The 21,449-nt window shown below is 68.9% G+C and carries 21 protein-coding genes and 2 pseudogenes; 14 read left to right on the plus strand and 9 right to left on the minus strand.

The genetic code is table 11. The features are described from left to right. The first annotated feature begins 40 nt into the window (after nt 1-40). Nucleotides 41-1,093 carry a saccharopine dehydrogenase NADP-binding domain-containing protein gene (locus tag AB0J69_RS50720; RefSeq protein WP_364133663.1) on the plus strand — a complete coding sequence of 351 codons (1,053 nt, stop codon included), beginning with the start codon at nt 41-43 and terminating at the stop codon, nt 1,091-1,093. A gap of 461 nt (nt 1,094-1,554) precedes the next feature. On the opposite strand, the gene AB0J69_RS50725 is transcribed toward AB0J69_RS50720, so the two are convergent. Then, the gene (locus tag AB0J69_RS50725) at nt 1,555-2,028 is read right to left on the minus strand and encodes a hypothetical protein (RefSeq protein WP_364133665.1); all 474 of its coding nucleotides are present in this window, start codon (nt 2,026-2,028) and stop codon (nt 1,555-1,557) included. Between the two features lie 8 nt (nt 2,029-2,036). After that, a complete protein-coding gene (locus AB0J69_RS50730) occupies nt 2,037-2,270 on the minus strand; it encodes a hypothetical protein (protein ID WP_364133667.1) in 234 nt (77 codons plus the stop codon). Here AB0J69_RS50730 and AB0J69_RS50735 point away from each other — a divergent pair. The 3 genes and pseudogenes from AB0J69_RS50735 to AB0J69_RS50745 all read left to right on the plus strand — a co-directional run bounded on the left by AB0J69_RS50735 (nt 2,265) and on the right by AB0J69_RS50745 (nt 3,618). Then, a pseudogene (locus AB0J69_RS50735) lies at nt 2,265-2,630 on the plus strand (metalloregulator ArsR/SmtB family transcription factor). The gene AB0J69_RS50730 and the pseudogene AB0J69_RS50735 overlap by 6 nt on opposite strands. 1 nt (nt 2,631) lies before the next feature. Continuing rightward, the gene (locus AB0J69_RS50740) at nt 2,632-2,853 is read left to right on the plus strand and encodes a hypothetical protein (protein WP_364133670.1); all 222 of its coding nucleotides are present in this window, start codon (nt 2,632-2,634) and stop codon (nt 2,851-2,853) included. 273 nt (nt 2,854-3,126) lie between these two features. Further along, nucleotides 3,127-3,618 carry an SRPBCC family protein gene (locus tag AB0J69_RS50745; RefSeq protein ID WP_364133673.1) on the plus strand — a complete coding sequence of 164 codons (492 nt, stop codon included), beginning with the start codon at nt 3,127-3,129 and terminating at the stop codon, nt 3,616-3,618. Nucleotides 3,619-3,974: 356 nt separating this feature from the next. On the opposite strand, the gene AB0J69_RS50750 is transcribed toward AB0J69_RS50745, so the two are convergent. Continuing rightward, the gene (locus AB0J69_RS50750) at nt 3,975-5,855 is read right to left on the minus strand and encodes an N-acetylmuramoyl-L-alanine amidase (protein ID WP_364133676.1); all 1,881 of its coding nucleotides are present in this window, start codon (nt 5,853-5,855) and stop codon (nt 3,975-3,977) included. A gap of 378 nt (nt 5,856-6,233) precedes the next feature. On the opposite strand from AB0J69_RS50750, the gene AB0J69_RS50755 reads away from it, so the two are divergent. From AB0J69_RS50755 to AB0J69_RS50770, 4 genes are read left to right on the plus strand one after another with little or no spacing between them, the layout of a single operon-like run. Continuing rightward, nucleotides 6,234-6,881, plus strand: a complete 648-nt coding sequence (locus tag AB0J69_RS50755) for a hypothetical protein (protein ID WP_364133678.1) — start codon at nt 6,234-6,236, stop codon at nt 6,879-6,881. Nucleotides 6,882-6,936: 55 nt separating this feature from the next. Next, nucleotides 6,937-8,349, plus strand: a complete 1,413-nt coding sequence (locus AB0J69_RS50760) for an alpha/beta fold hydrolase (protein ID WP_364133681.1) — start codon at nt 6,937-6,939, stop codon at nt 8,347-8,349. Between the two features lies 1 nt (nt 8,350). Then, entirely contained in the window at nt 8,351-9,424 is a 1,074-nt protein-coding gene (locus AB0J69_RS50765) for a sensor histidine kinase (protein ID WP_364133683.1), read from the plus strand. Beyond that, complete coding sequence (locus AB0J69_RS50770; RefSeq protein WP_364133685.1) at nt 9,421-10,077, plus strand: response regulator transcription factor; 657 nt, start codon at nt 9,421-9,423, stop codon at nt 10,075-10,077. The genes AB0J69_RS50765 and AB0J69_RS50770 overlap by 4 nt, the downstream gene beginning before the upstream one ends. 35 nt (nt 10,078-10,112) lie before the next feature. On the opposite strand, the gene AB0J69_RS50775 is transcribed toward AB0J69_RS50770, so the two are convergent. Further along, entirely contained in the window at nt 10,113-11,168 is a 1,056-nt protein-coding gene (locus tag AB0J69_RS50775; RefSeq protein ID WP_364133688.1) for a winged helix DNA-binding domain-containing protein, read from the minus strand. A 293-nt stretch (nt 11,169-11,461) separates the two neighbouring features. Continuing rightward, nucleotides 11,462-11,593 carry a hypothetical protein gene (locus AB0J69_RS50780; protein ID WP_364133691.1) on the minus strand — a complete coding sequence of 44 codons (132 nt, stop codon included), beginning with the start codon at nt 11,591-11,593 and terminating at the stop codon, nt 11,462-11,464. A 510-nt stretch (nt 11,594-12,103) separates the two neighbouring features. On the opposite strand from AB0J69_RS50780, the gene AB0J69_RS50785 reads away from it, so the two are divergent. From AB0J69_RS50785 to AB0J69_RS50795, 3 genes are all read left to right on the plus strand, one after another. Beyond that, on the plus strand, nt 12,104-13,003 hold the full coding sequence (locus AB0J69_RS50785) for an AraC family transcriptional regulator (RefSeq protein ID WP_364133694.1): 900 nt from the start codon (nt 12,104-12,106) through the stop codon (nt 13,001-13,003). A 265-nt stretch (nt 13,004-13,268) separates the two neighbouring features. Further along, a complete protein-coding gene (locus tag AB0J69_RS50790; RefSeq protein ID WP_364133714.1) occupies nt 13,269-13,628 on the plus strand; it encodes a nitroreductase/quinone reductase family protein in 360 nt (119 codons plus the stop codon). A gap of 86 nt (nt 13,629-13,714) precedes the next feature. Further along, nucleotides 13,715-14,743 (plus strand): aldo/keto reductase, encoded by a 1,029-nt coding sequence (locus tag AB0J69_RS50795; protein WP_364133697.1) that lies wholly within the window; start codon nt 13,715-13,717, stop codon nt 14,741-14,743. A gap of 43 nt (nt 14,744-14,786) precedes the next feature. Here AB0J69_RS50795 and AB0J69_RS50800 read toward each other — a convergent pair. Then, a pseudogene (locus tag AB0J69_RS50800) lies at nt 14,787-14,965 on the minus strand (IS5/IS1182 family transposase); the annotation flags it as partial. Between the two features lie 472 nt (nt 14,966-15,437). Between AB0J69_RS50800 and AB0J69_RS50805 the strand changes: the two are divergent. Continuing rightward, on the plus strand, nt 15,438-16,121 hold the full coding sequence (locus tag AB0J69_RS50805; protein WP_364133699.1) for a tetratricopeptide repeat protein: 684 nt from the start codon (nt 15,438-15,440) through the stop codon (nt 16,119-16,121). Nucleotides 16,122-16,531: 410 nt separating this feature from the next. On the opposite strand, the gene AB0J69_RS50810 is transcribed toward AB0J69_RS50805, so the two are convergent. The 3 genes from AB0J69_RS50810 to AB0J69_RS50820 all read right to left on the minus strand — a co-directional run bounded on the left by AB0J69_RS50810 (nt 16,532) and on the right by AB0J69_RS50820 (nt 19,312). Then, a complete protein-coding gene (locus AB0J69_RS50810; RefSeq protein WP_364133701.1) occupies nt 16,532-17,686 on the minus strand; it encodes an erythromycin esterase family protein in 1,155 nt (384 codons plus the stop codon). A gap of 103 nt (nt 17,687-17,789) precedes the next feature. Next, nucleotides 17,790-18,602 (minus strand): ABC transporter permease, encoded by an 813-nt coding sequence (locus tag AB0J69_RS50815; protein ID WP_364133704.1) that lies wholly within the window; start codon nt 18,600-18,602, stop codon nt 17,790-17,792. Next, nucleotides 18,599-19,312 carry an ATP-binding cassette domain-containing protein gene (locus AB0J69_RS50820; protein ID WP_364133706.1) on the minus strand — a complete coding sequence of 238 codons (714 nt, stop codon included), beginning with the start codon at nt 19,310-19,312 and terminating at the stop codon, nt 18,599-18,601. The genes AB0J69_RS50815 and AB0J69_RS50820 overlap by 4 nt, the downstream gene beginning before the upstream one ends. A gap of 161 nt (nt 19,313-19,473) precedes the next feature. Between AB0J69_RS50820 and AB0J69_RS50825 the strand changes: the two genes are divergently transcribed. Both AB0J69_RS50825 and AB0J69_RS50830 read left to right on the plus strand, forming a co-directional pair. Next, nucleotides 19,474-20,652 carry a histidine kinase gene (locus tag AB0J69_RS50825; RefSeq protein WP_364133709.1) on the plus strand — a complete coding sequence of 393 codons (1,179 nt, stop codon included), beginning with the start codon at nt 19,474-19,476 and terminating at the stop codon, nt 20,650-20,652. After that, on the plus strand, nt 20,645-21,274 hold the full coding sequence (locus AB0J69_RS50830; RefSeq protein WP_364133711.1) for a response regulator transcription factor: 630 nt from the start codon (nt 20,645-20,647) through the stop codon (nt 21,272-21,274). The genes AB0J69_RS50825 and AB0J69_RS50830 overlap by 8 nt, the downstream gene beginning before the upstream one ends. Nucleotides 21,275-21,449 lie beyond the last annotated feature (175 nt).

Genomic DNA, 21,449 nt, shown 5'->3' on the forward strand with positions numbered 1-21,449 from the left:
GGCGGAGCGAACGCGCAGGTCCACACCGTGAGGAGAAGACATGAAGATCGTCGTTTATGGCGCTAGTGGATACCAGGGAAAGCTCGTGCTCACCGAACTGGCACGACGTGACATCGAGATGGTCCTCGCAGGACGCGATCTCGCTCGGCTGGAGGGGGCCGCCTCGGCGGTCGGCCTCCCTGGCGCGGAACGACGCCTGGCCGGCACCGGCGACCACGAGGCGCTCGTGCACGCGTTCCGCGGCTGCGACGGGGTCATCAACTGCGCAGGACCGTTCACCATGTCGGGTGAGGCCGTGGTCCGCGCCGCGATCGCTGCCGGCTGCCACTACGTCGACACCTCAGGCGAGCAGCTCTACGTCAAGAAGATCTTCGACACCTTCGCGACCGAGGCGGAGAACGCCGGGGTCACCGTGGTACCCGCCGCCAACGACGGCTGCGTCCCGGTAGACCTCATGGCGCAGATCCTGGCCGACCGCCTTGAATCCGTCGAAGAGATCATCTCCATCCACAGGGTTGTCGGGGGTGGCGCCATGTCGCGCGGCTCGCTGCGCTCGCTGGTCGAGACGATCGACGCCATCAAGGCGGGAGGCATCACGTACGACGACGGCGACTGGCGGACGGGCGTGCCCGCCCGCCACACCTCGATCAGGCTGCCCGGAGAGTCGCAGGCGACCCCGGTGATGGCCTTCCCCGTGTCGGAGGTGGTGACCATTCCCCGTCACATCCGCCTCCGGCATGTCGAGGGCCTGACCGAGGCGGCGTTGGGCGACCAGCTGAACGCCCCGCTCACATCGGAGATCATCGAAGGCCTGCCCGAAGGACCCGATGCGGAGAGCCGCCGCACCCAGCACTTCACCTACGTGCTCGACGCCGCCGGTACCGACGGCCGCCGCGCCCGCGGCGTCGTCCGGGGCCCTGACACCTACGGGACGACCGCGGTGATCGCGGTCGAGAGTGCCCGTCGTCTCATCGCCGACCCTGCCAAGCCGGGAGTACTCGCCCCCGCCCAGGCCTTCGAGCCGACCGCCTTCCTCGAATTTCTCGTCCCGTATGGGATCCAGTGGACCGTCGAGGAGGCGCCGGCAACCTGACAATGAGTCTTCTCCGGTAACGATCAGCCACGGTGTGTGATCGTCTGGACGGCTCGCTGAAGTGAGCGAAGGTCCCAGAACGCCGCGAAGCCCCTGCTAGAAGTGGTCTTGCCTAGAGATCAACTTTATCGAGCAGGGACTTCACTATCCTCGGATGTCACATACTCCGCTGCGCTGCGCTGGGCATGCGGCGGGGGACGGCGCTGTTCTTGTCCAGCCTGCTGCACAACGAGCGGCGTCGGCGCGGACCGACTGGGAAGCGGCGGAAATCCGTCAAGTCACCTGAACACCGACACGAGCACCGACAACAACACGCGAACACCGACAGCTTCAACTGCAACCGACAGTTGCAATCTGATCTTCCCTGGTCGTCTCAGAACCCAATGGGCGGGGTCGCTGTCCCAGAACTCCGGCTTGACGAAGGGGGCTTCTCGGCTACTTACTCTGTGGCGTGAGTTGGGTCATGAGCAGGTGAAGGTGTCGTTGTTGTGGCGGCTCGGCCGGGGGTCGGCGAGGACCGCGACGGCGTCGTGGTGCCGCCGGGCGAGTTCGGCCAGCGCCTCGTCTCGCTGCTGCTGGGCCTGGACGAGCTCGTCGGTGCGTTCGGTGATGGCCGCGGCGTAGGTGTCCACGAGTTCCTTGAGTCGTTGCTTGTTTGGGCGGACCTTGGTCAGGTCCTTCTCCAGCTGAGTGGCCCGGTCTAGGGCGCTTTGGACGGGCGCCGACACTTGACCCAAGGTCCTGAACTCGGCTTGGAAGGCGTGCATCAACTCGGGATGCTTGTGGGTGAGGACCCGGCGCTTGATGCCCCCTTCGGCCGCCAGGTCGGACACCGTCAGCTTCCCCGGCGACCTCAGCGCGGTCCCTGCGATCAACCGGTCGGCAGCAGCCCGCAGGCCCTTCAGCAGCTTCTCGTCCGGCTCAGCCTTCGTCATGGCCGGTCTCATCGTCGGTCATGCCCGTCCCGTGCCCAGTGATGATCTTCTCCAGAGCCCGACGGCAGGGTGCCGCCCTCGCGGACGGCGGTGGCCCAGCCGTCCGGCAGGCGTTCGATCACCTCGTCCACGCGGGCCGTGGTCGCCGCCGCGCGGACCTCGGCTTCGGTGGCGCCGATGCGGCGCCAAGATGTCAGTTTTGACTTATATAAGCGTAGGCCGGTACGATCTCCGTCGTGCACGCGTTCGACATCCTCGGCGCCCCCGTGTGCCGGCGCATTCTGGAGCTGCTCGCCGACGGTGAGCAGACCTCCGGGGCGATCACGGACGTCATCCGGGCCGAGTTCGCCATCTCCCAGCCGGCTGTCTCCCAGCATCTGCGTGTGCTGCGTGACAGCGGGTTCGCGTCGGTGCGGGCTGAGGCGCTCGGCGGTTCTACGCTGTCGAGCCCGCGCCGCTGAGCGAGGTTGACGCGTGGCTGGACCGGTTTCGCCGGTCCTGGGAACAACGCCTCGACGCCCCGGGCCAGTGGGGAACCCACCCGGCAGGCCGGGTCCGGCACCGATACGGGCAAAACTGATCCACCACCGACAGAGGCATGACATGAAAGACGTACTGGACGAGCTGGCCGCCGTGCACCGGGCGATGGGCAACAGCAGAGTGCCCGCCGGCGAGGCGTACACCGTGGAGCTGCGGCGTCGATACGACGCGGAGATCGACGACGTCTGGGACGCCAGCACCAACCCCGAGCGGCTGCGCCGCTGGTTGAAGCCGGCCACCGTGGACCCCTCGGCTTGGCGGAAGGTTCGAGTTGGACGGTGGTGAGCACGGCGACATAGGCCCGGCTCTTGGGCGATGGCGAGATCGCCGACCACGAGGAGTTCGAGAAGTCGCCCGAAGGACGCGAGTTCAGCCGGCGCAGTGCCGCAGCCTGGGCCAGGCTCATTGCACAGTGAACGCACCCTCTGGCACCCAACCGCAGATCACACGTCCGCCCTTTACTCTACGGACACAGAATGCAGTGCCCTCAGCCGAGGAGCACGACGGGCAGTAAAAAGCACGTTGTCCCACGCCTAGAAGGAAAAGAATGATGCGCCCATGAAATACACCGTCTCCATCGAGATCGCCCTGCCGCGGGAGAAGGTGGCCCAGCTGCTCTCCGACCCGGCACACCTGCCGAAATGGCTGCGGGGCCTGGTGCTGCACGAGCCGCTGAGTGGGGAGCACGGGCAGCTCGGCACCAAGTCGCGGGTTGTGATGCAGATGGGCCAGCGGAAGATGGAGGGCACCGAGACCATCACACGCCGGGAACCGGCAGACCTGCGCGAGATCCCGAAAACGAGCGTCGTTCACTTCGACCGTGAGATCGTCGGCGAGGGCATGTGGAGCGCCGTGCGCGATCGGCTGACCGAAGCCAGCCCGGAAACGACGCTCTGGGAGAACGAGAACGAATACCGGTTCAGCGGCTTTCTGATGAAGCTGGTGGGACTTCTGATGCCCGGTGCCTTCCGCAAGCAGTCGCAACAGCACATGCAGGACTTCAAGGCGTTCGCCGAGCAGGGAAAGGACGTCCGCGAAGCGACGGACTGACCTGCCGTAACTGGTCAGGCGTCTGACGGCGTGGCGTGTTTATCTTCCCTTCGTTCGTGGATGACCGCTGGGGCAAGCGCCACCGGCGCTGTCTGGAGATGACCGTTGCCGAAGGTGGCGAGGCCGGCGCTGCGGCGCGCGAAACGCTCCGCAGCCATCCAGGCATCCGTCCGGAGTGGCTGGCGATCCGGGCCGCGCTCACCCGGCCGGGCCGGCCGCTCTGGCTCAGCCTGCCTCGGGGCCGCGAGCCACCAAGCGATCGCCCGGACCGGGTTCAGCGGCGGCTGTATCCGGGCGCGAGCAGACTCGTTACCTCGGCGATCGCTAAGGTCTCGCCCACCGGTGACTCCGGGCACTCACGCCTCGGTCACCACGACGTCCTCGCTCCTGACGAACATGACGCGGTGGCCGAACTGGATCTGGTGGTACTCCTGGGTGCCGCGGACCACACGATGCTGCGTGGTGTCGAAGGTCGTCGCCTTGTAGAACTCGCCGGTCGTGGTCAGGCCGACCGTGTACGACTGCCCGGCCGCGAACTTGTACTGCAGCGGGACCAGCGGCTGCACCGCCACGCCCGGCGGGTACGCCGCCGCCTCCGGGTACGCGCGGCCGTACACGGGAACGGAGTCCAGGCCAGGCCGGGGCGTCGCCATCCGGGTCCGGCTGGGCACGGCCACGGGAGCGGAGCCCGGGTTGCGGAACCACGCCTTCTGGCCCAGGTACCAGATGGCGGTCCAGTCACCCCGCCGCTCGGCGACGACGTAGCGCTGCCCGGTGACGGCGCGGGCGGCGTGATCGTACACGCTGAAAGTGGACTGGCCCGTCGGGTGCTTGCCGATGTCCTTGACGAGGGGTGACCCCTCGCGCGGCTCGGTGTGCAGCCAGACCGAGGCCGACCCGTGCGCCGGGCAGGCGGCTGCGGGGTGGTCCTTGTCGCAACCGGTGTAGTGCGGACGGTTGCGGTCGTAGTCGGGCAGGATCATGACCGTGGCCGTGCCGGAATCGCCGTCGGGGCGCAGCGGAGCACCCATCAGGTCGAAGAAGTGGGCCCAGTCCCAGTACGGGCCCGGGTCCTCGTGCATCCCCTTCACCTTCTCCGGTACCAGGCCGGGCACGTTGTCATGGCCGAGGATGTGGGCGCGATCCAGCGGGACGCCGAACCTGTCGGCCAGGTAACGCACGAGCTTGGCGGACGTGCGGTACATCGCCTCGGTGTACCAGGTGCCGCCGGCGGCGAGGAAGCCCTCGTGCTCCAGGCCGATCGCCTTGGCGTTGACGTACCAGTTGCCGGCGTGCCAGGCCACGTCCTTGGTGAGCACGTGCTGGGCGAGGTGACCGTCGTGTGAGCGCAGCGTGTAGTGCCAGCTCATCTCCGACGGGTTCTGTACGAGGGCGAGCGTCTTGTTGTACAGCTCCTCGGTGTCGTGGATGACGATGTAGTGGATCGTCTGGCTGGTGGGGCGGTCGGCGATGTCGTGGTTGCCGTACTTGCCGTTCGGCAGTTGGCTGTAGGGCGCCGGGATCCACTCGCAGGGGAGCGAGCCGGGGCACTCCACGCCGTCCGCGCGGGCCAGATGGGGCAGGTCCAGCCTGGCCAGCCAGGAGCGGGAAGGGTGCACCTCGGGAGAGGGCGGCAGGGTCACCTCCGTACCGGTGTCGGTCATCCGGGTGGCGCCCTCGTGGATGACCTCGTACACCTCGTCGGCGAAGCCCGCCGCGGTCTCCTCGGCGGTGGCGCCCGAGTAGCGCGCCACCGCGCCGTACCAGTCGGCGGGGTCAGCGCTCGGCGGGGCGCCCACGGTGCGCTGGTAGTCGGCGAGCAGCGCCGCGCCGCCGTCGATGTTGGCCGCCGGGTCCTTGCGCAGGCGCTCGATGCTCTCCCCGGTCAGCTCGGCGGCACGCTCCAGGGTGTGCAGGGACGCGGGCAGGCCGTCCTGCCGCTCCGCCGGCTCGACGGGACGCAGCGCAGGCCGGGAGTCGTCGCCGCGGGGGTCCTCGTCCCCGTCGATGTGGTGGTGCCGCGAGGTGCTCAGCGCGGCACCGTCGGTGAGGTGCATGGGGCCGAACCCGGCGGCCGTACTGGGCTTGCCGCCGTTACAGTCCCAGCGCGACTCCATGTACGAGACGGCGAGCAGGACGCTCTCCGGTACGCCGTGTCTCCTCGCGGCCTGTTCGAACGCTTTCGGCATCGTGGTCATCACCACCACCTCCACCTGCACCGTCGCATGGATACGCACCCAGCTGGAGGCGATATGTCATGGTTTTCCGCTTTCTTGTGGCAGTGCGAGCAGCCTTTAACTGTCCGCCGGACGATCCCTGCCTGCCGGCCCTGGCCGACCGCACCCGGACCTGATACGCCCGGCACCACAGCCGGTCCGAGACCCGCCTGGTCCACAACGAGGCCGTCGCCCGGCTGTCCGAGCAATCACAGTCAATGGGTCCCGGTAGCAAGGGCGGAAATCCAACGAAGTAGTTTCTGGCCTGCGATGACGGCCTCTCACTCGGTCCTGTGCGATGAGCCGCAGCGCCAACATGACCAAGTCATAGAGCGGGAGAGCGCTGGGGCGTTCCATGAGCTCTAGCTGCGGCTGACGATTCGGGTCACGGTGGAGACCGTGAGACCTATCTCTGTGGTGGTGGCCGCGGTAGGCGTGGTGCTGGTTGGGGGGATCGTCTGGGTGCTGGGCCCAGGAACGCGCTGGGTGCTGGAGCACGTCGACCAGGTGGCGATCGGCGGCCCGACGGGGCTGGACGGCAGGGAACTGGCGGCGGCCCAGGACGCGGTCCGCGGCCGCGTGCTGGCCGTGGTCACCGGCCTGGCCGCGCTGTTCTACACCGCGCGCAACGCCGACACCGCCCGGCGCACCTTCCAGCTCGGCGAGCGCGGCCATGTGACCGACCGCTACGGCAAGGCGGTCGAGCAGTTCGGCAGCGCCCAGGCCCCGGTCCGCCTGGGCGGCCTGCACGCCCTGGAACAGCTCGCCCAGGACAACCCCGACCCGGACCTCGCGGTTTGCACGCTTGCTCCAGCCATTCGATCCTGCGACAGGTGCGGTGGGGGTGGCCGCGTCCGGGGCGGCATCGGGCGGCGGGTCGACGGTCAGCCGGATGAGGCGGCGGCCCAGGGGGAGCGACTGTGGCGAGTAGGCGAGGAGGGTTCGGGTGAGGGCTTCCACCGGGCTGCGTCGCCGGCGAGTGCGGGATCGGCCCGCGCCTCCTCGACCGGAGGCTCGTTGATCGCTCCGGCGGTTGCGCACGCGTGAGGATCTATCGAAAGGTGGACGACCGGCGGCATGCCTGTCGGCAAGGCTGTGAGCCATGAAGAAGACGATTGCCGTGCTCGGCGCAATGTTGCTCCCCGTAGCAGCGGTGACGCCCGCGGTGGCGGATGCCGGGCTGGCCTGGCAGGACTGCGGAGACGGCCTGCAATGCGACCGGATCACCGTGCCCGCCGACTGGGCCGCTCCCCAGGGGAAGCAGATCACGCTGGGGCTCGCCAAGCTTCCCGCGCGTGACCCGGCCACCAGGAAGGGCACGCTCGTCCTCAACATGGGCGGTCCCGCCCAGCAGATCTCGATCTTGCGCCAGATAAAGGACACCTTCGCCGACCTGACCCAATGGTTCGACGTGGTGCTCTTCGACCCGCGTGGGTTCGAGGCGAGCACCGAGGTGCGCTGCCCCAACCCGGCGCCGTATCCCACCAACGGACAGTGGGTCTTCACCGACCGAGCCGCCTACGCCCAGTACACCAAGCAGAACCACCGCTTCGCCCGGGGATGCGCCGAAGCCGCCGGCCCGCTCGCAGGCAACCTGAACACCTGGCAAGGGGCCCGCGACCTGGAGGCGGTCCGGGTGGCGCTGGGCGAGCGGAAGCTGAACTACCTCGGCAACTCCTACGGCGGCGTCCTCGGTGTGGCCTACGCCGAGTACTTCCCGGCCCGCGTCGGCCGCATGTATCTGGACAGTCTGATCGACCACACCAACCGGTCGTGGGATGAATGGGTCCTGGCCAGAGCGAAGGTGAAGGAGGACAACCTGCACCGCTTCGCCGAGTGGTGCGCCACCGAGCGGAGTTGCGCGCTCCACGGCCGCGACGTGCTCAAGGTGTGGGACGAGGTCATGGTCCGCGCCGCCAAGCGGCCCATTCCCGCGCCCGGTGCCGGAGCGGGTGCCACGGCAAGCGCGGCCCTGATCGCCTCCCGCGCGACTGTCACGTTCGATGCGACGTGGCCGGAACTGGCCAAGTCCCTGGCCGAGGCCGACGCGGGTGACGCCACCCGGTTCGCCAAGCCGTTCGCCGGCGCGCCCGACCCGGACCTCAGCAGGATCACGATGTGTGCCGACTTCCCGTTCCCGACCGCATACCGTGAGGTCAAGGCCATGGAGGCGCGGCTGAGAAAGACCGCGCCGCGCATCGGCTGGACCATGGCCTGGCCGATGGCCGGCCTCTGCACCGGACTCCCGAAGAAGACGTCCTACCCGCCCCATCCGATTCGCCCACGCGGCCTGCCGCCGATCCTGATCGCCCATGGCGAGTACGACGACACGGCGGCGCCCGCGTACGGACGCCGGATCGCCGCGCAACTCGACGGCGCCCGCTACCTGGCGGCCAAGGGCGGTCACGCGCTCTACTGGAGCGGCGACCCCTGTGTCCGCGGCCACGTGCACCGCTACCTGACCACCGGGCAGCTCCCGCCCACGGGCACGACCTGCGCTCCGGCATCATCGTGACATGCACTGGCCGAAGGAGGTCCTGCTCGTCGCCGGCGCCGCGACCGCGGCGGCGCTGCTGACGGCGCTGGAAGCGCAGGCACCGATCGACGTGCCGCTCCTGGTCGTCTTCAGCGCCGGCGTCAGCCTCCCCCTGCTCGTACGACGGATGCTCCCGTTGACCGCCGCGGTGACGTCCGCGCTGATCGCGCTGGCCGGGATGGCGCAGCTGCACCGCTGGGAGGGGATGCTGGTCACGATGGCCGTGTTCTGCACGGCCGTCTACCACCGGCCGCGGCGCCCCGGCCTGGTGCTGGCCATCTCCACGTGCTGGGTGGTCGGCATCAGCATGGTGGTCGGCGGAGCCGTACCAGCGCTCACCGACATGGTGCTCATGGCTGTCGCCCCCGTGGCCACCGGCTACGCGCTGCGGCTGCACCGCGACCGGGCCGACCAGACGCTGCGACTGCAGCGGGCCGAGGCGGAGCGCGTGCTGGCCGAGGAGCGTACCTGGCTGGCCAGGAACGTGCACGACAGCGTGGGCCACCACCTGACCGCGATCCGGCTGCAGGCCGCGGCGGCCCGGCGAACACGCGGCGACATCCCGGCGACGCGAGCCCTGGAAACGATCTCGGACCTGTCGCTGTCGGCGCTGACGGAGGTGCGCGACCTACTCCGGACGCTCAGCGAGCACCCGGCCGCCCTCCAGCCCGGCACCGCCGACCTGGAGCGGCTGGCCGGGCAGCTCACCTCCGCCGGCCGCACGATCACCATGCGCCGTTCGGGGACGGAGGGCGTCCTGCCGCCGGCCGTCGACCACACCGCCTACCGGGTGGTCCAGGAAGCGCTGACGAACGTCGTACGCCATTCGACCGCGACCGAGGTCACCGTCCACCTGCGGCAGAACGACCGCGGCCTGCGCATCGAGGTCCTCGACAACGGCGCCCCGGCCCAGGCAGCCCAGGCCGAGGGCCAAGGCATCCGCGGCATGCGGGAACGGGTGCGCCTGCTCGACGGCACCCTGTCGGTGGGACCGGTCGAAACGGGCGGCTGGCGGGTCCGCGCCGACCTGCCCAGGGAAAGGAACGCGTGGTGACGATCCGGGTGCTGGTCGCCGACGATCAGGAGGCGGCGCGGGAGGCGCTGCAGCTCATCCTCGACGGCGAACCCGACATCGACGTGATCGCGACGGCCGCCGACGGCGCCGAAGCGGTGCACCAGGCGCTGGTGCGGCGGCCGGACGTGGTGGTGATGGACCTGCGGATGCCGGGCATGGACGGCATCGCCGCCATCGGCCGCCTGGCCGCCGCCGAATCCGCCCCCCGCGTGCTCGCCCTGACCACATTCGACCTCGACGAGTACCTGTTCGGCGCGCTGCGCGCAGGAGCGGCCGGCTTCCTGCTGAAGGACAGCGACCCCGACGTGCTCGTCGCGGCGGTCCGCGAGCTGCACCAGGGCAGAGGGCTGATCGACCCGCAGGTCACCGGCCGCCTGATCAGCCGCTTCGCCGCACTGTCCCCGCGCCCCGCCACACCTGAACTCGGCCTGCTGACCCCGCGCGAACACGACGTGCTACGCCTTCTGGCCCGCGGGATGAGCAACGGCGAGATCGCCGCCGCCTGCACCATCGAGGAAGGCACGGTCAAAACCCACGTCAACCGGATCCTCACCAAACTCGGCCTCCGGACCCGCGTGCACGCCGCGATCTACGCCCACGAACACGGCATCGTCACCCGCGACGCACCTTGACCGTCTCGCCGCTCTCGGGCCCTTGTACGACGTCGCTACACCCCTCTGATCTGGTGCGCCTTGCCCGGCTCGGCGAACTCCAGCAGCTCCGCCGCCTCCGCGTGCACCTGATCGGCCTGTGCGTCGGTCAAGGGCGCGAACGGTTCGATGGTCACCACTGCCTTGTCCCGCTTCCAGATGCCGTGCACGAAACCATCGACCAGGAGGGTGCCGTGCACCTGGCCGTTGATCGTGATGACGCGCTTGCGGTGCTCGTCGGAGATGATGCGGGTGCGGTCGGCGTGGCTGAGCAGCAGGTTGTCGAACGGCGCCAGAAGCCGTACAGGTGCGGGGGTGTCCTCGTCGGGGCGGGGCGCGTCCGGCAGGTCGAACACCGTATCGCTCAGCATCACCAGCTGGGGCCGCAGCCGGTCCACCACCTCGCGCAGCCCGGTCAGGCCCGACCAGGCTTGCACGTCGGCCACCGTGGCCGGGCCGAAAGCCCGCAGGTAGCGCAGGACCAGCTCCTCAAGGGACGGCGAGGCATGCAGTTCCCGCTCCAGCCACGCCTCGGCCGTGACGTAGGCCGTCTGGCCCGTCTTCCCCCACACCGCCCGCGGCGGCACCTGGACCAGCGCGACCAGGCTGCGCAGGATCTGCGACAGGTCGGCCGCCGTCCCGGGAAAGGCCCCGGCCAGCGCCGTGCCGAGCGCCGCCGCCGTCATCGGCCCCTCTCGCAGCAGCTCCAGCCCCGCCTTGACCACCGCGTCCTGGTCGACGCCCGCGATGCGGGCGGCGTACACGCTCTGGAAGGTACGGGTGAGCATCGGCTGCGCCAGCGGCCGCAGCCACAGGCAGTCGGCGGCGCTGACCAGGTGCACGGTCCCGCGCATGAGCACGATCCGCACCACCTGCCGCTCGGTCAGCAGCTCGGCCAGTTCCTGCGGCCGGAAGCCCGACAAGCGGCACCACAACCCGAAGTACGGTGGGAACGGCGCCTGGGCCTGCAACCCGACCAGGTGCTCGACCGCCTCCAGCGCCGGCATCGTGTGCTTGCGCAACAACAACTGGCGAGCCAGGGTGGCGCGGTTGAGCGCCCTGCGGCTGATCATGCCAAGGATTCTAAGAGTCACCACTGAGCGAACGCCGCCGCGGTGGCCGTGCGGGCACATCGCCGCGAACCAACGCCCCCGCGAGGCCGCCGCGTCGTTGCACCGGCAGGCGCGCGCGATCGCGTGCGTGGCGCCCGCGCCTTCCATCGACCTGTCCGCCACCTATCTCCGCACCGGAGACCGCTCAGCCGGACGGTGCCGGGTCGTGGTGGGATGGCGCTCTGACGCTCCGCACCGGAGATCGCTTCAGCGCGGTCGATGCGATGACACCTACCGGCCCGAGCAGTCGTGGGTCAGCCGTCCTGCGGGGACGTCTCAGGCCGCTCGCGGTCACGCCGCTCACGGGCGTCCTGCACGGCGGCCGCCAGCGCGGTGACGGCGGCGGTCAGTCGCACCAGCTTGACGAGGAGTTCACCGACGTTCATGCGGCGAGTATCCGGCTCTGTGCCGGCGGCGTCCCGCCCTCGCTCCTGGGCCGGCCGGACAGTCCGCAGGTCAACGCCATGTTCGCAGGCGAAGGAAAGCGTCCGGTCCGCCCCCGGCCGGACGGGTGACCTCGGATGACCGGTCCGCGGGACGACCCGCGTCGCCGGTTCGCGACCGGCTAGGTGTACTGAGTGCAGAGGTACGGGGACGACACGGACTCGATGATCTTGTGAATGGGTGAGGGCCGCTGGCCGCCCGGCGGGCGGGTTGAGGGCGACGGGCTGCCCGCCGGCGCTCTCGCCTGCCGCAGGACGAGCCGCTGACGCTATGGATGCCCGTCGTGCCGGTCGGCGGCGTGGATCGGGGTTCCTCCCGCTTCGAAGCCCCGCTACAGGGCTTGATCGCGGAAGCCGCGAAGCGGGTTGAGGTGGACTTGTCCCTGGCCGGCGTGGACTCGTGTTCGCGCACCTTCCTCTGGCCGTCGACGGCTCGCGTGCTGCAATGGTGACATGTCTTTGGACGAGCTTCGTGACCTGCTGGAACGGCATGCGCGTCCCAGCTTGACCACTGCCATCGACGGCGTCCGGGTCTGCAAGGTCGACCACGCCGTTGCGTCGGGGTCCTCGATGTCCGGTACGGTGCTGGCGGTCATCGCTCAGGGCAGCAAGCGTCTGGCGCTGGGAGACCGCGTCCACGAGTATGGTGCCGGCCAGTACCTCGTCGCTTCGGTCGACCTCCCGGTGACGGGGCATTTCGTCGATACCGCCGGCCCCTCGCTCGGTTTCGGGATGACCCTGGAACCTGCCGTAATCGCGGAGCTGCTGCTGCAGACCGGACCGGGGGAGCCGCCGCGGTCCACCGGCACCGCACCGCCGGGCATCGCGGTCAGTGACGCCCCGGAGGAGTTGCTCGACGCGGTCGTACGGCTGCTGCGCCTGCTCGACCGGCCAGGGGACCGGAAGGCGCTCGTCCCGCTGGTCAAGCGGGAGATCCTCTGGCGGTTGATGACCGGGGAACAGGGTGACGCCGTCCGTCAGCTCGGCCTTGCGGACAGCAGCCTGAGCCACATTGAACGTGCTGTGCGGTGGATCCGGGAGCACTACACCCAGCCGTTCCGGGTCGAGGAGCTGGCACAACTTTCGGGGATGAGTGTCTCCGCCTTCCACCGGAACTTCCAGGTGGTGACGGGGATGAGTCCGATCCGGTTCCAGAAGCAGATCCGGCTGCAGGCGGCGAGGTTGCTGCTGGCGAACCGTCCGAACGACGTCACCGGCGTCGGCCAGCGCGTCGGGTACGACAACCCGTCCCAGTTCAGCCGGGAGTACCGGCGCCAGTTCGGTGCTCCGCCCAGCGTCGACGCGGTGCGCCTGCGGGGTGGAGCCGGCCCCGCTCCGGCCGCGCTGCCGTGACTCCCATCTGAGCGAAGAGGATTGTGCAACCACGCGAAAGGATCGTGAAGGCCCGGCGCCCGCCTCGTTGCTTGCATGGATGTACCGGAACCAGCCCCGGATTCCGGGACAATCACCACCCAGCAGGAGGCCGGTAATGAACGGCAACATGCCCCTCGACGACGAGCGGCAGAGCGAACCGTGACTGTGGACGTAGCCATCGTCCGCGCCCTGGCCATCGGGCCGGACTTCCTCCGCGGCCGAGCGCACGATCGACATCACGACCCTGGGCGCCCGCAGTGGCCTGCCGCGTCGTATCGAGATCTGGTTCCACCGCGTGGACGGTCGCTGGTACCTGACCGGCATGCCGATGCCCCGCAGCTGGTACGCGAATGTGCGGGCCAACCCGCGGTTCGTCGTGCATCTCAAGCACGGAGTCCAGGCCGACCTGCCCGCGACCGCGATGCCGGTGGACGAACCGACCCGACAACGAGTGATTACGGCGGTACTCGACCTGCAGAACAGGCCCGAGATCGCGGCGCGGGCCGGCCGGCGTCAGAGCCTCGACGAGTGGCTGGCACACAGCCCACTGGTCGAGATCGTGTTCGACGACGAGCGGTTGCGGACACAGCCGACGTCCGAATAGTCCTCACTGATCGGCGACGCCGCACCCCACCACAGGGCCCAACGGCACCATGCCGATCACTCACCGAACGATTCCAAGGGGAAATCATGAAACACCGCACGCTGGGCCGGACCGGAATCCAGGTCAGCCCGTACTGCCTGGGCACCATGATGTTCGGGGCCATGGGCAACCCCGACCACGACGACTCCATCCGGATCATCCACAGGGCCCTGGACGCAGGGATCAACTTCGTCGACACCGCCGACGTGTACTCCGCCGGCGAATCCGAGGTGATCGTCGGCAAGGCACTCAAGGGCCGCCGTGACGACGTCGTCCTGGCCGGCAAGGTGCACTACCCGATGGGCGACGATCCCAACCACCGGGGCAACTCACGGCGCTGGATCATGACCGCCGTCGAGAACTCCCTGCGCCGCCTGCAGACCGACCACCTCGACCTCTACCAGATCCACCGCCCCGACCCGGCGGTAGACGTGGAGGAGACACTGTCAGCCCTGTCCGACCTGATCCGCAGCGGCAAGGTACGGGCGATCGGTACCTCGACCTTCCCCGCCTCGGAGATCGTCGAAGCGCAGTGGGTCGCCGAGCGGCGCGGCTTGGAGCGCTTCCGCACCGAGCAGCCGCCGTACTCGATCGTCAACCGGAGCATCGAACGAGAGGTGCTGCCGGTCTGTCAGCGCTACGGGATGGGCACCCTGGTCTGGAGCCCGCTGGGCCAGGGCCTGCTCACCGGCCGCTACCGCAAGGGGCGGCAGACCGACACCCACCGGTCCGGCTACACGCCGCAACATTTCAGCGACGAGCGCAAGCTCGACGTCGTCGAACAGCTCATCCCGCTCGCCGAGAAGGCCGGCCTGCCGATGACCCACCTGGCGATGGCGTTCGCGATCGCCCACCCGGGCGTCACCTCGGCGATCATCGGACCGCGCACCATGCACCAGCTCGACGACCTGCTGGCCGACGCCGACGTGACCCTGGACGACGAGATCCTCGACCGGATCGACGAGATCGCCCCGCCCGGTACCGACGCCGGCCCCAACGACGTGTCCTACACCCCGCCGGCCATTTCGCACGTGAACCGGCGCCGCCGCCCGGTCGCCGAGCGCTCCGCGGTCTGACCGACCGCTACGTTTACGTGAGCCCGCTCTGCCTCGCCGCGATGAAGCGAGTGGCGATGCCTCGCCAGGCCTTCAGCTTGTTGATCAGCCGCTCGACGATGTTCCGTTCCTTAGAGAGGTCTGCGTCGTGGCTGACAGGCCGGCCGCCCTTGCCCCCTTCTTCTCCGGGATGACGGCCTTGATGTGGCGTCTCCACAGGTAGGCGGGGTTTGCCGTCCCGCGTCGAGTGTCCGAGCAGGGCAGCCGTCAACCGCAGCTTGCGCCTGTGGCGGATGCGTCGCCGTTCTTCCGGCCCGGCGGTCGTCTCCAGCGCCCTGCCCGTCTACCCGCGCGGTGGGGGAGTCCACGCCGGCCAGGGACAAGTCTGCCTCTATCTCCCGCCACTGCCCACCCGTCCTGAATCTCCAGAAACCCCCCTCCAGCTGCTGCCGCAGCCGCTTCGGGTACGGGCCGAACCTACCGATCGGCAAGTAGCGCTCGATGAACTCCCACTCCACGCCCTGTTGCTCCCGCTCCTGCGCCCGCGCACAGCCAGAAAACGGTGACAGTCGCCTCCGGTGCCGTCTGTCCTGTGACACCGAATCTTGAGTTCGTGCCATCGGAGGTTGGATGGATCTGAGAGCTTGTTGAGATCGGCGGCGTACGGTCTCATGGACCGCATACGAGAGGCATTACCGAAATGAGCGGGGCAGGCGTGGAGGGACGCATCGAGAAGGCCAAGCTGTCCTACGAGCACGCTGTCTTCGTCGGCGATGTCGGTGAGCTGGCAGCGGCGGAGCGGGAGTTGGACAAGGTCGAAGCCGATCTCGCTTTGGCCCGGGGACGGATCTTGCACGCACGGTTTCTCGATGACCGGCGCGAGGATCCGCGTGAGCTGGCGCTGTTCGAGCGTGCGACACACCTGTACCGGACGCTGGGTGACGCGGCGGGCGAGGCGGATTCGGTGTTCTGGGAGGGCTGTTTCCACCAGGTCGTACGGAACGACCCCGACCGCGCCATTCCTCTCCTTGAGCAGTCGTACGACCTGGCAACGGCGGCCGGCGACCGATACGTCCAGTCGGAAGCGCTTCGGCACCTGGGGATCGCCGACCATGCCGCAGGCCGGCTGGACGCCGCCCGGGAGCATCTGGAGGCATCGGTACGGCTGCGCCGGGAGATCGGGCTGCCGGCCGGTGTCGCCGCCGATCAGGTAGGGCTGATCTACATCGCTGCCGCGCAAGGCCGACAGGACGACGCGGTGGCGCTGGCCGCCGAGGCGTATGCCACCGCCGAGGCGTGCGGGGCTCGCCGCATCATGCGGCAGGTCGCGGAGGCGCGTATCCAGATCATGGCGCCGGACGCCAATCATGGCGAGACCCACAAGCAGGGCGCGCCTTGAGCCGCTGAAGCTTCGATGCGCAAGCTCAGGGTGCATCGTCACCGGACACCGTCCCTGGTGATCATGTCGGTGACGAGTAGCAGCGTTTGTCGGTGAGGACGCGGCGGCGAGATCCCGACGCCGTCGAGGCCTGCCACTACGGCATGTACCGGCAGCAGGACCGGGTTGAGGAGGTCATCAGCAGCCGAGGGGCGTTCCGCGCTCGATCGCGGTGGGCGGGGGCAGCGGGCGCACCCGTACGGTGAAGCGGACGCTCCGTCGGAGGGCAGGCGTAGTAAGCCGCCATCGAAGCTCAGATGGAGACATGGTGCTCAAGCGCACAACCGCGAAGCCCGATCCGGAGCGAGCCGAGAATCGCACGCGCGCCGCTCCGCTCAGGCTGTGAACCGAGTATCGACACCCAACAGCCGTCACAGTGGTGTGACCGGACTGGCCTTCGGCACGTACACCAGGGCGTCGTAGGCCTCGGCCGGCACCATCTTCACCGTGTAGGCCCAGCTCAGAGCGCTGTAGACCGACCGGAAGCCGTCGCCGACGTTGCCCATTCGCACCTCCGAGGTGAGCAATCGGCGGTTGCCGGGCTTCGTCGAGGCCTGCGCGAGGTTCACGTAGCCCATCGGCTCGTCGCCGAACAGCTTGGCCAAGGGCGTGGTGTGGCTCACGGTGAACTGCTTGCGTTCGCCGGAGTCGTCGTCCTTGCTGACGAAGGTGCTCGTACCGAAGTCGGTGCCGATCGTGAAGTAGTCCTCGCCGTACGCCTTGGCCAGGCGCCGCCCCATCGCCTCGTAGGCGAATGCCGCGCCGCTCTTGTCGATGTGGCCGTTGTGACCGCCCACGATGATCTTCTTCCGTCCCTGGACGGCCTCCATGTCGGCGATCCACCCGACGTTCTCGGCCATCCAGGCGTCCCGCTTGCTGGCGTAGTCATTTCCGGAGGTCTGCAACTGGGCGCCGCGTTGGATCGTCTCGGCATGGTGCACGGCGAGCGCGAACGACTCCTCGGAGCCGATGCTCACGTACCTCTCCCGGTTGTCCTTCATCTGGGCGACGAGCCGCTCGGCGGCGGTCGCGGCGGCGGCGAGCTTCTCCTTGTCCTGTTCGGACCTGGTGGCATCGGTGAGGGCGGCCAGGGACTCCTCGACTGGGCGGACCCGAGCGGGGTCGACCGTCGCGAGATAGCGCAGCAGCCGTTCCTTGTTCCGGTCGTAGCGCTGCATGTCGAAGCCGTAGAGACGCACCTTGTCCGCGTCGTCGGCGGCGGCGTTGTGGTCATGGATCCACTCGATGAGATTCGACATCTCCCGGGTCCGGTAGATGTCGAAGCCGAGCACCGAAGCCGCGTCCCGCGCGCTGCCCCGGCCCTCCATGACATAGTCGTTGGCTGTGGCTGCGCCGCCGAAGTCGGCCTCCAGGGCCACGGTGCGGAAGCCGTGATCGCGCACCAGCTTCTGGATGATCAATGTGCGGGCTTGGACGAACTCCTTGTTGCCGTGCGTCGCCTCACCGATCCCGACCACACGTTTGCCGGCGGCGTCGGCGAGCGGGGCCTGGTCGAGAGGGACCACATGGTCGGATGTCACTCCCGACGTGTCCACCCCTGCGCAGCCGGTCGCCGGCAGAGCGATCAGTGAGACGCACAGGAGCGTTCGGACGAGCTCGCGCCGCATGTCAGTGCACTTCCTTGCGGACCACGCGCACCACGCCGAGCGTCATCGGGATCGCGATCCAGAAGATCATCGACACGGCCAGTCGAGCGGTGTCGCCACCGGTCATGTCGCCGGACATCAGCGGGGCGGTGGTGGTGCCCAGGTCGAGCCACTCGGTCAGGGCCTCGCCGGTGGCGCCGAGCCGGGCGACCATGCTCCACAGCATCGGTGTCGCCAGGCAGATCACGATCGCGGCGGGTGCGTTCAGGAGCAGCATGCCGACGCTGAGACCCATCGCGACCACGAGGACGTTCGTCGCGGTCCAGCCCAGCAGCGCGAGAGGGCCGAGCTCCCAGTTGGCCGGGACGTCCTGGACACTGGCCGCGGCAGCCGTCACCGGCACCGCGATCAGCATCGCGAGCAGCGACCCGGCCACGGCTGTGAGCAACGGCGGCAGGCACTTGGCCGCCAGCACCCGCACGCGTCGAGGCTCGAGTGCGAACGTGGTCAGGGCGGTGCGGTGACTCCATTCGCCGGTCACCGTAAGAATGCCGATCACAGGGAGCAAGGTGCTGAATCCGATTCCAGCGGTCTCGATCAAGGTGTGCAGTTGCGGGCCGGAGACGGCGCCGCGAGTCACGATGGACGCCAAGGTCACCGCGATCAGAACCACCGTCATGATCTTGCCGCTGCGGGTGTCGAAGAGCTTGCGAGCCTCAACCGACAGCAGCCGGTGAAACGGGACCGAGGTCGCGGGCCGGTGCATGTCCGTGCTCTTCGAGCCGCTGGTGCCGGCGTCGTCGCTCGTGGCCGGGGGGATGCCGATGTCGGTCATGCCGCACTCCGGTCGGCGTTCGCGGTCAGCTCGAGGAAGGTCTGTTCGAGGTCCCGGCCCCGGCCGAGCTCGTCGACGGTGCCCTGGGCGAGGATACGACCGCAGCCGATCAGCACGATGCGGTCGGCGACCCGCTCCACCTCGTTCAGCAGGTGCGAGCTGAGTAGCACCGCGTGACCCGAGTCGGCGAGGCTGCGAAGCAGCTCGCGCATCCAGCGGATGCCCTGGGGGTCGAGACCGTTGGCGGGCTCGTCCAGGACGAGCACCTTGGGCCGGCCGAGGAGCGCGTGAGCGATGCCGAGCCGCTGCCGCATGCCGAGCGAGTAGCCACTGACCGTCCGCCGGCTTTCCCTGGCGGTCAGCCCGGCCAGGTCGAGGACCTCGCCGACCCGCGACTTCGGTAGTCCGAGCGTCATCGCGCTCAGGGTCAGGATCTCCCGGCCGGTCCGGCCGGGATGCTGGGCACCGGCGTCGAGCAGCGCGCCGACCTGGGAACCCGGGCAGCGCAGTTCGGTGTACGGCCGGCCCAGTACGGTGGCCGAGCCCGAGGTGGGGCGGGACAGCCCTACCAGGATGCGCATGGCCGTGGATTTCCCGGCGCCGTTGGGCCCGAGGAACCCGGTGATGCTTCCTGCTTCGACGGCGAAGGACACGTCGTCAAGTGCCTTCACATCCTTGTAGAACTTGCTGACGTGGTCGAATTCGATCATGGATCAAGTCCACCGGAGGCGAGGGCGCCGGTCATCGGACCTAGGTCGAGGGCGACCGGGCGCAGGGCTAGATCGCCCGCCCCCGGTTGTAGACCTTCGGCCGGCTGGATGTGGACCTGGGTCGCTAAGGCAGCTGCCAGGCGGTATCTAGGCTGTGGGGGGTGCACAACCGTACGGAGAGCCAGCCGACCCTGGACCGATGGGGCATGTCGCTGCGCTATGTGTGCGCCCTGCTGCCGATGCTGTTCTATGCAGCTGCCTTGGGCGCGAGCGTCTCCCGCAACCCTGACCGGCTTCCGATGGCGCTGGTCGACGTGGGGCTCGGCGTGATCGCTCTGGTCCTGATGGGATGGCGGCGTCGCTGGCCGTGGCAGATCGCCCTGGCCACCGCCCTGCTGAGCGCGTTCTCCGGCACGGCGAACGGCCCGGCATACGTCGCGTATGTCTCCTTGTGCACGCATCGTCGGTGGCGGCAGATCATCCCCGTCGCGGCCGTGTCCTGGCTGGGCCTGGTGGCGTACTCGATCTTGCCCGCCATCACCGAGGCGACTGATGTGTCCATAGTGACCGGAACCCTGGTCCTCGGCGGGCTGACCGTCTTCGGCCTCTACTTTCGCGGACGCCAAGACCTGGCCGCCTCACAGCAAGAGGCGGCACTGCTCGCCGAACACCAGCAGCTGCAGCGGATCGAGCAGGCCAAGCTGGCGGAACGGCTCAAGATCGCCCAGGAGATGCACGACGTCCTGGCTCACCGGATCTCGCTGCTGTCCATGCTCGCCGGCGGCCTGGCCTACAGGAGGGACCTCACCGCCGAGCAGACCCGGGAGGCCGCACTGGCGATCCAGGAGAACGCGCACCAATCGCTGAACGAGTTGCGCACCGTGCTGGGCACGCTCCGGCGGGACGACGCCCCGCAGCCCCCGCAGCCGAACCTGAGCCACCTGGACGCCCTCTTCGACGAGGTACGCACCGCCGGCCAGCAGGTCGAGGTGAACGACACCATCGACGGCAGGGAACTGCTGCCGACGCACACCGGCCGGCACGCGTACCGGATCATGCAGGAGGCCCTGACCAATGCGCGCAAGCACGCGCCCGGCAGCCAGGTGACGGCCGAGCTCGGCGGCCGGCCGGGGGCCGGCCTGCGCATCCGGGTGAGCAACCCGGCACCGGCCGGAACGACCGCGGGACCCGGCGGCAGGCTGGGACTGGTCGGCCTGGCAGAACGAACCCGGATGGCCGGCGGCACTCTCAGCCATGCCGTACAGGACGGACGCTTCATCCTCGACGCCAGATTGCCATGGGAGGCTGCACATTGTGACTCGACTGGTGATCGTGGATGACGACCCGATGGTGCGCACCGGCCTGCGCCTCATTCTCGGCGGCGAGCCCGACCTGGACCTCGTCGGCGAGGCCGCGGACGGCCGGCAGGCCATGGGCGTGATCCGCGACCTGCGGCCCGATGTCGTGCTGATGGACATCCGGATGCCCAACCAAGACGGTCTGACCACCACCGAACTGCTGCTGGCCGAGCCGGCCCCGCCCCGGATCCTCGTGCTCACCACCTTCGACGCCGACGACATGGTGATGCGAGCTCTGCGACTCGGCGCCGACGGCTTCCTGCTGAAGGACACGCCGCCGCCGAAGATGATCGAGGCCGTTCGCACCGTGGCGAGAGGTGAGCCGGTGCTGTCACCGAGTGTCGCACGACAGGTGATCGCCGCAGCCACCGGCGGACGCGAACCGCAGTTCCCGCAGGCGCGGCGGGAGCTGGCCAGACTCACCGAACGCGAGCGAGAAGTCGCGATCGAGGTGGCCCAGGGCAGCTCGAACGCCGAGATCGCCGAGCATCTCCACATGAGCGTCTCGACGGTGAAGGCGAACATCACCCGGATCTTCGCAAAGCTGGGGACCGACAGCCGCGTCCACGTCGCCATAAAGGTACGCAACGCCGGCCTCCTCTGAACACGCACTGAGCTGGTCAGAAAGCCGCCGACGGCGCCGCTCTCCGTTGAAACATGTGCCACCTTCGACGGCGGCTCGAATGATCTAATCCGTTCATAGGTTTTCGGACTTTCTGGGATGGTCTGTGGGACGATTCATGCATGGCGAGGTTGGGACGGCGGGCCAGCTATGAGGA

It is taken from the genome of Nonomuraea sp. NPDC049709, assembly GCF_040674815.1.
Classification (GTDB): Bacteria; Actinomycetota; Actinomycetes; order Streptosporangiales; family Streptosporangiaceae; genus Nonomuraea.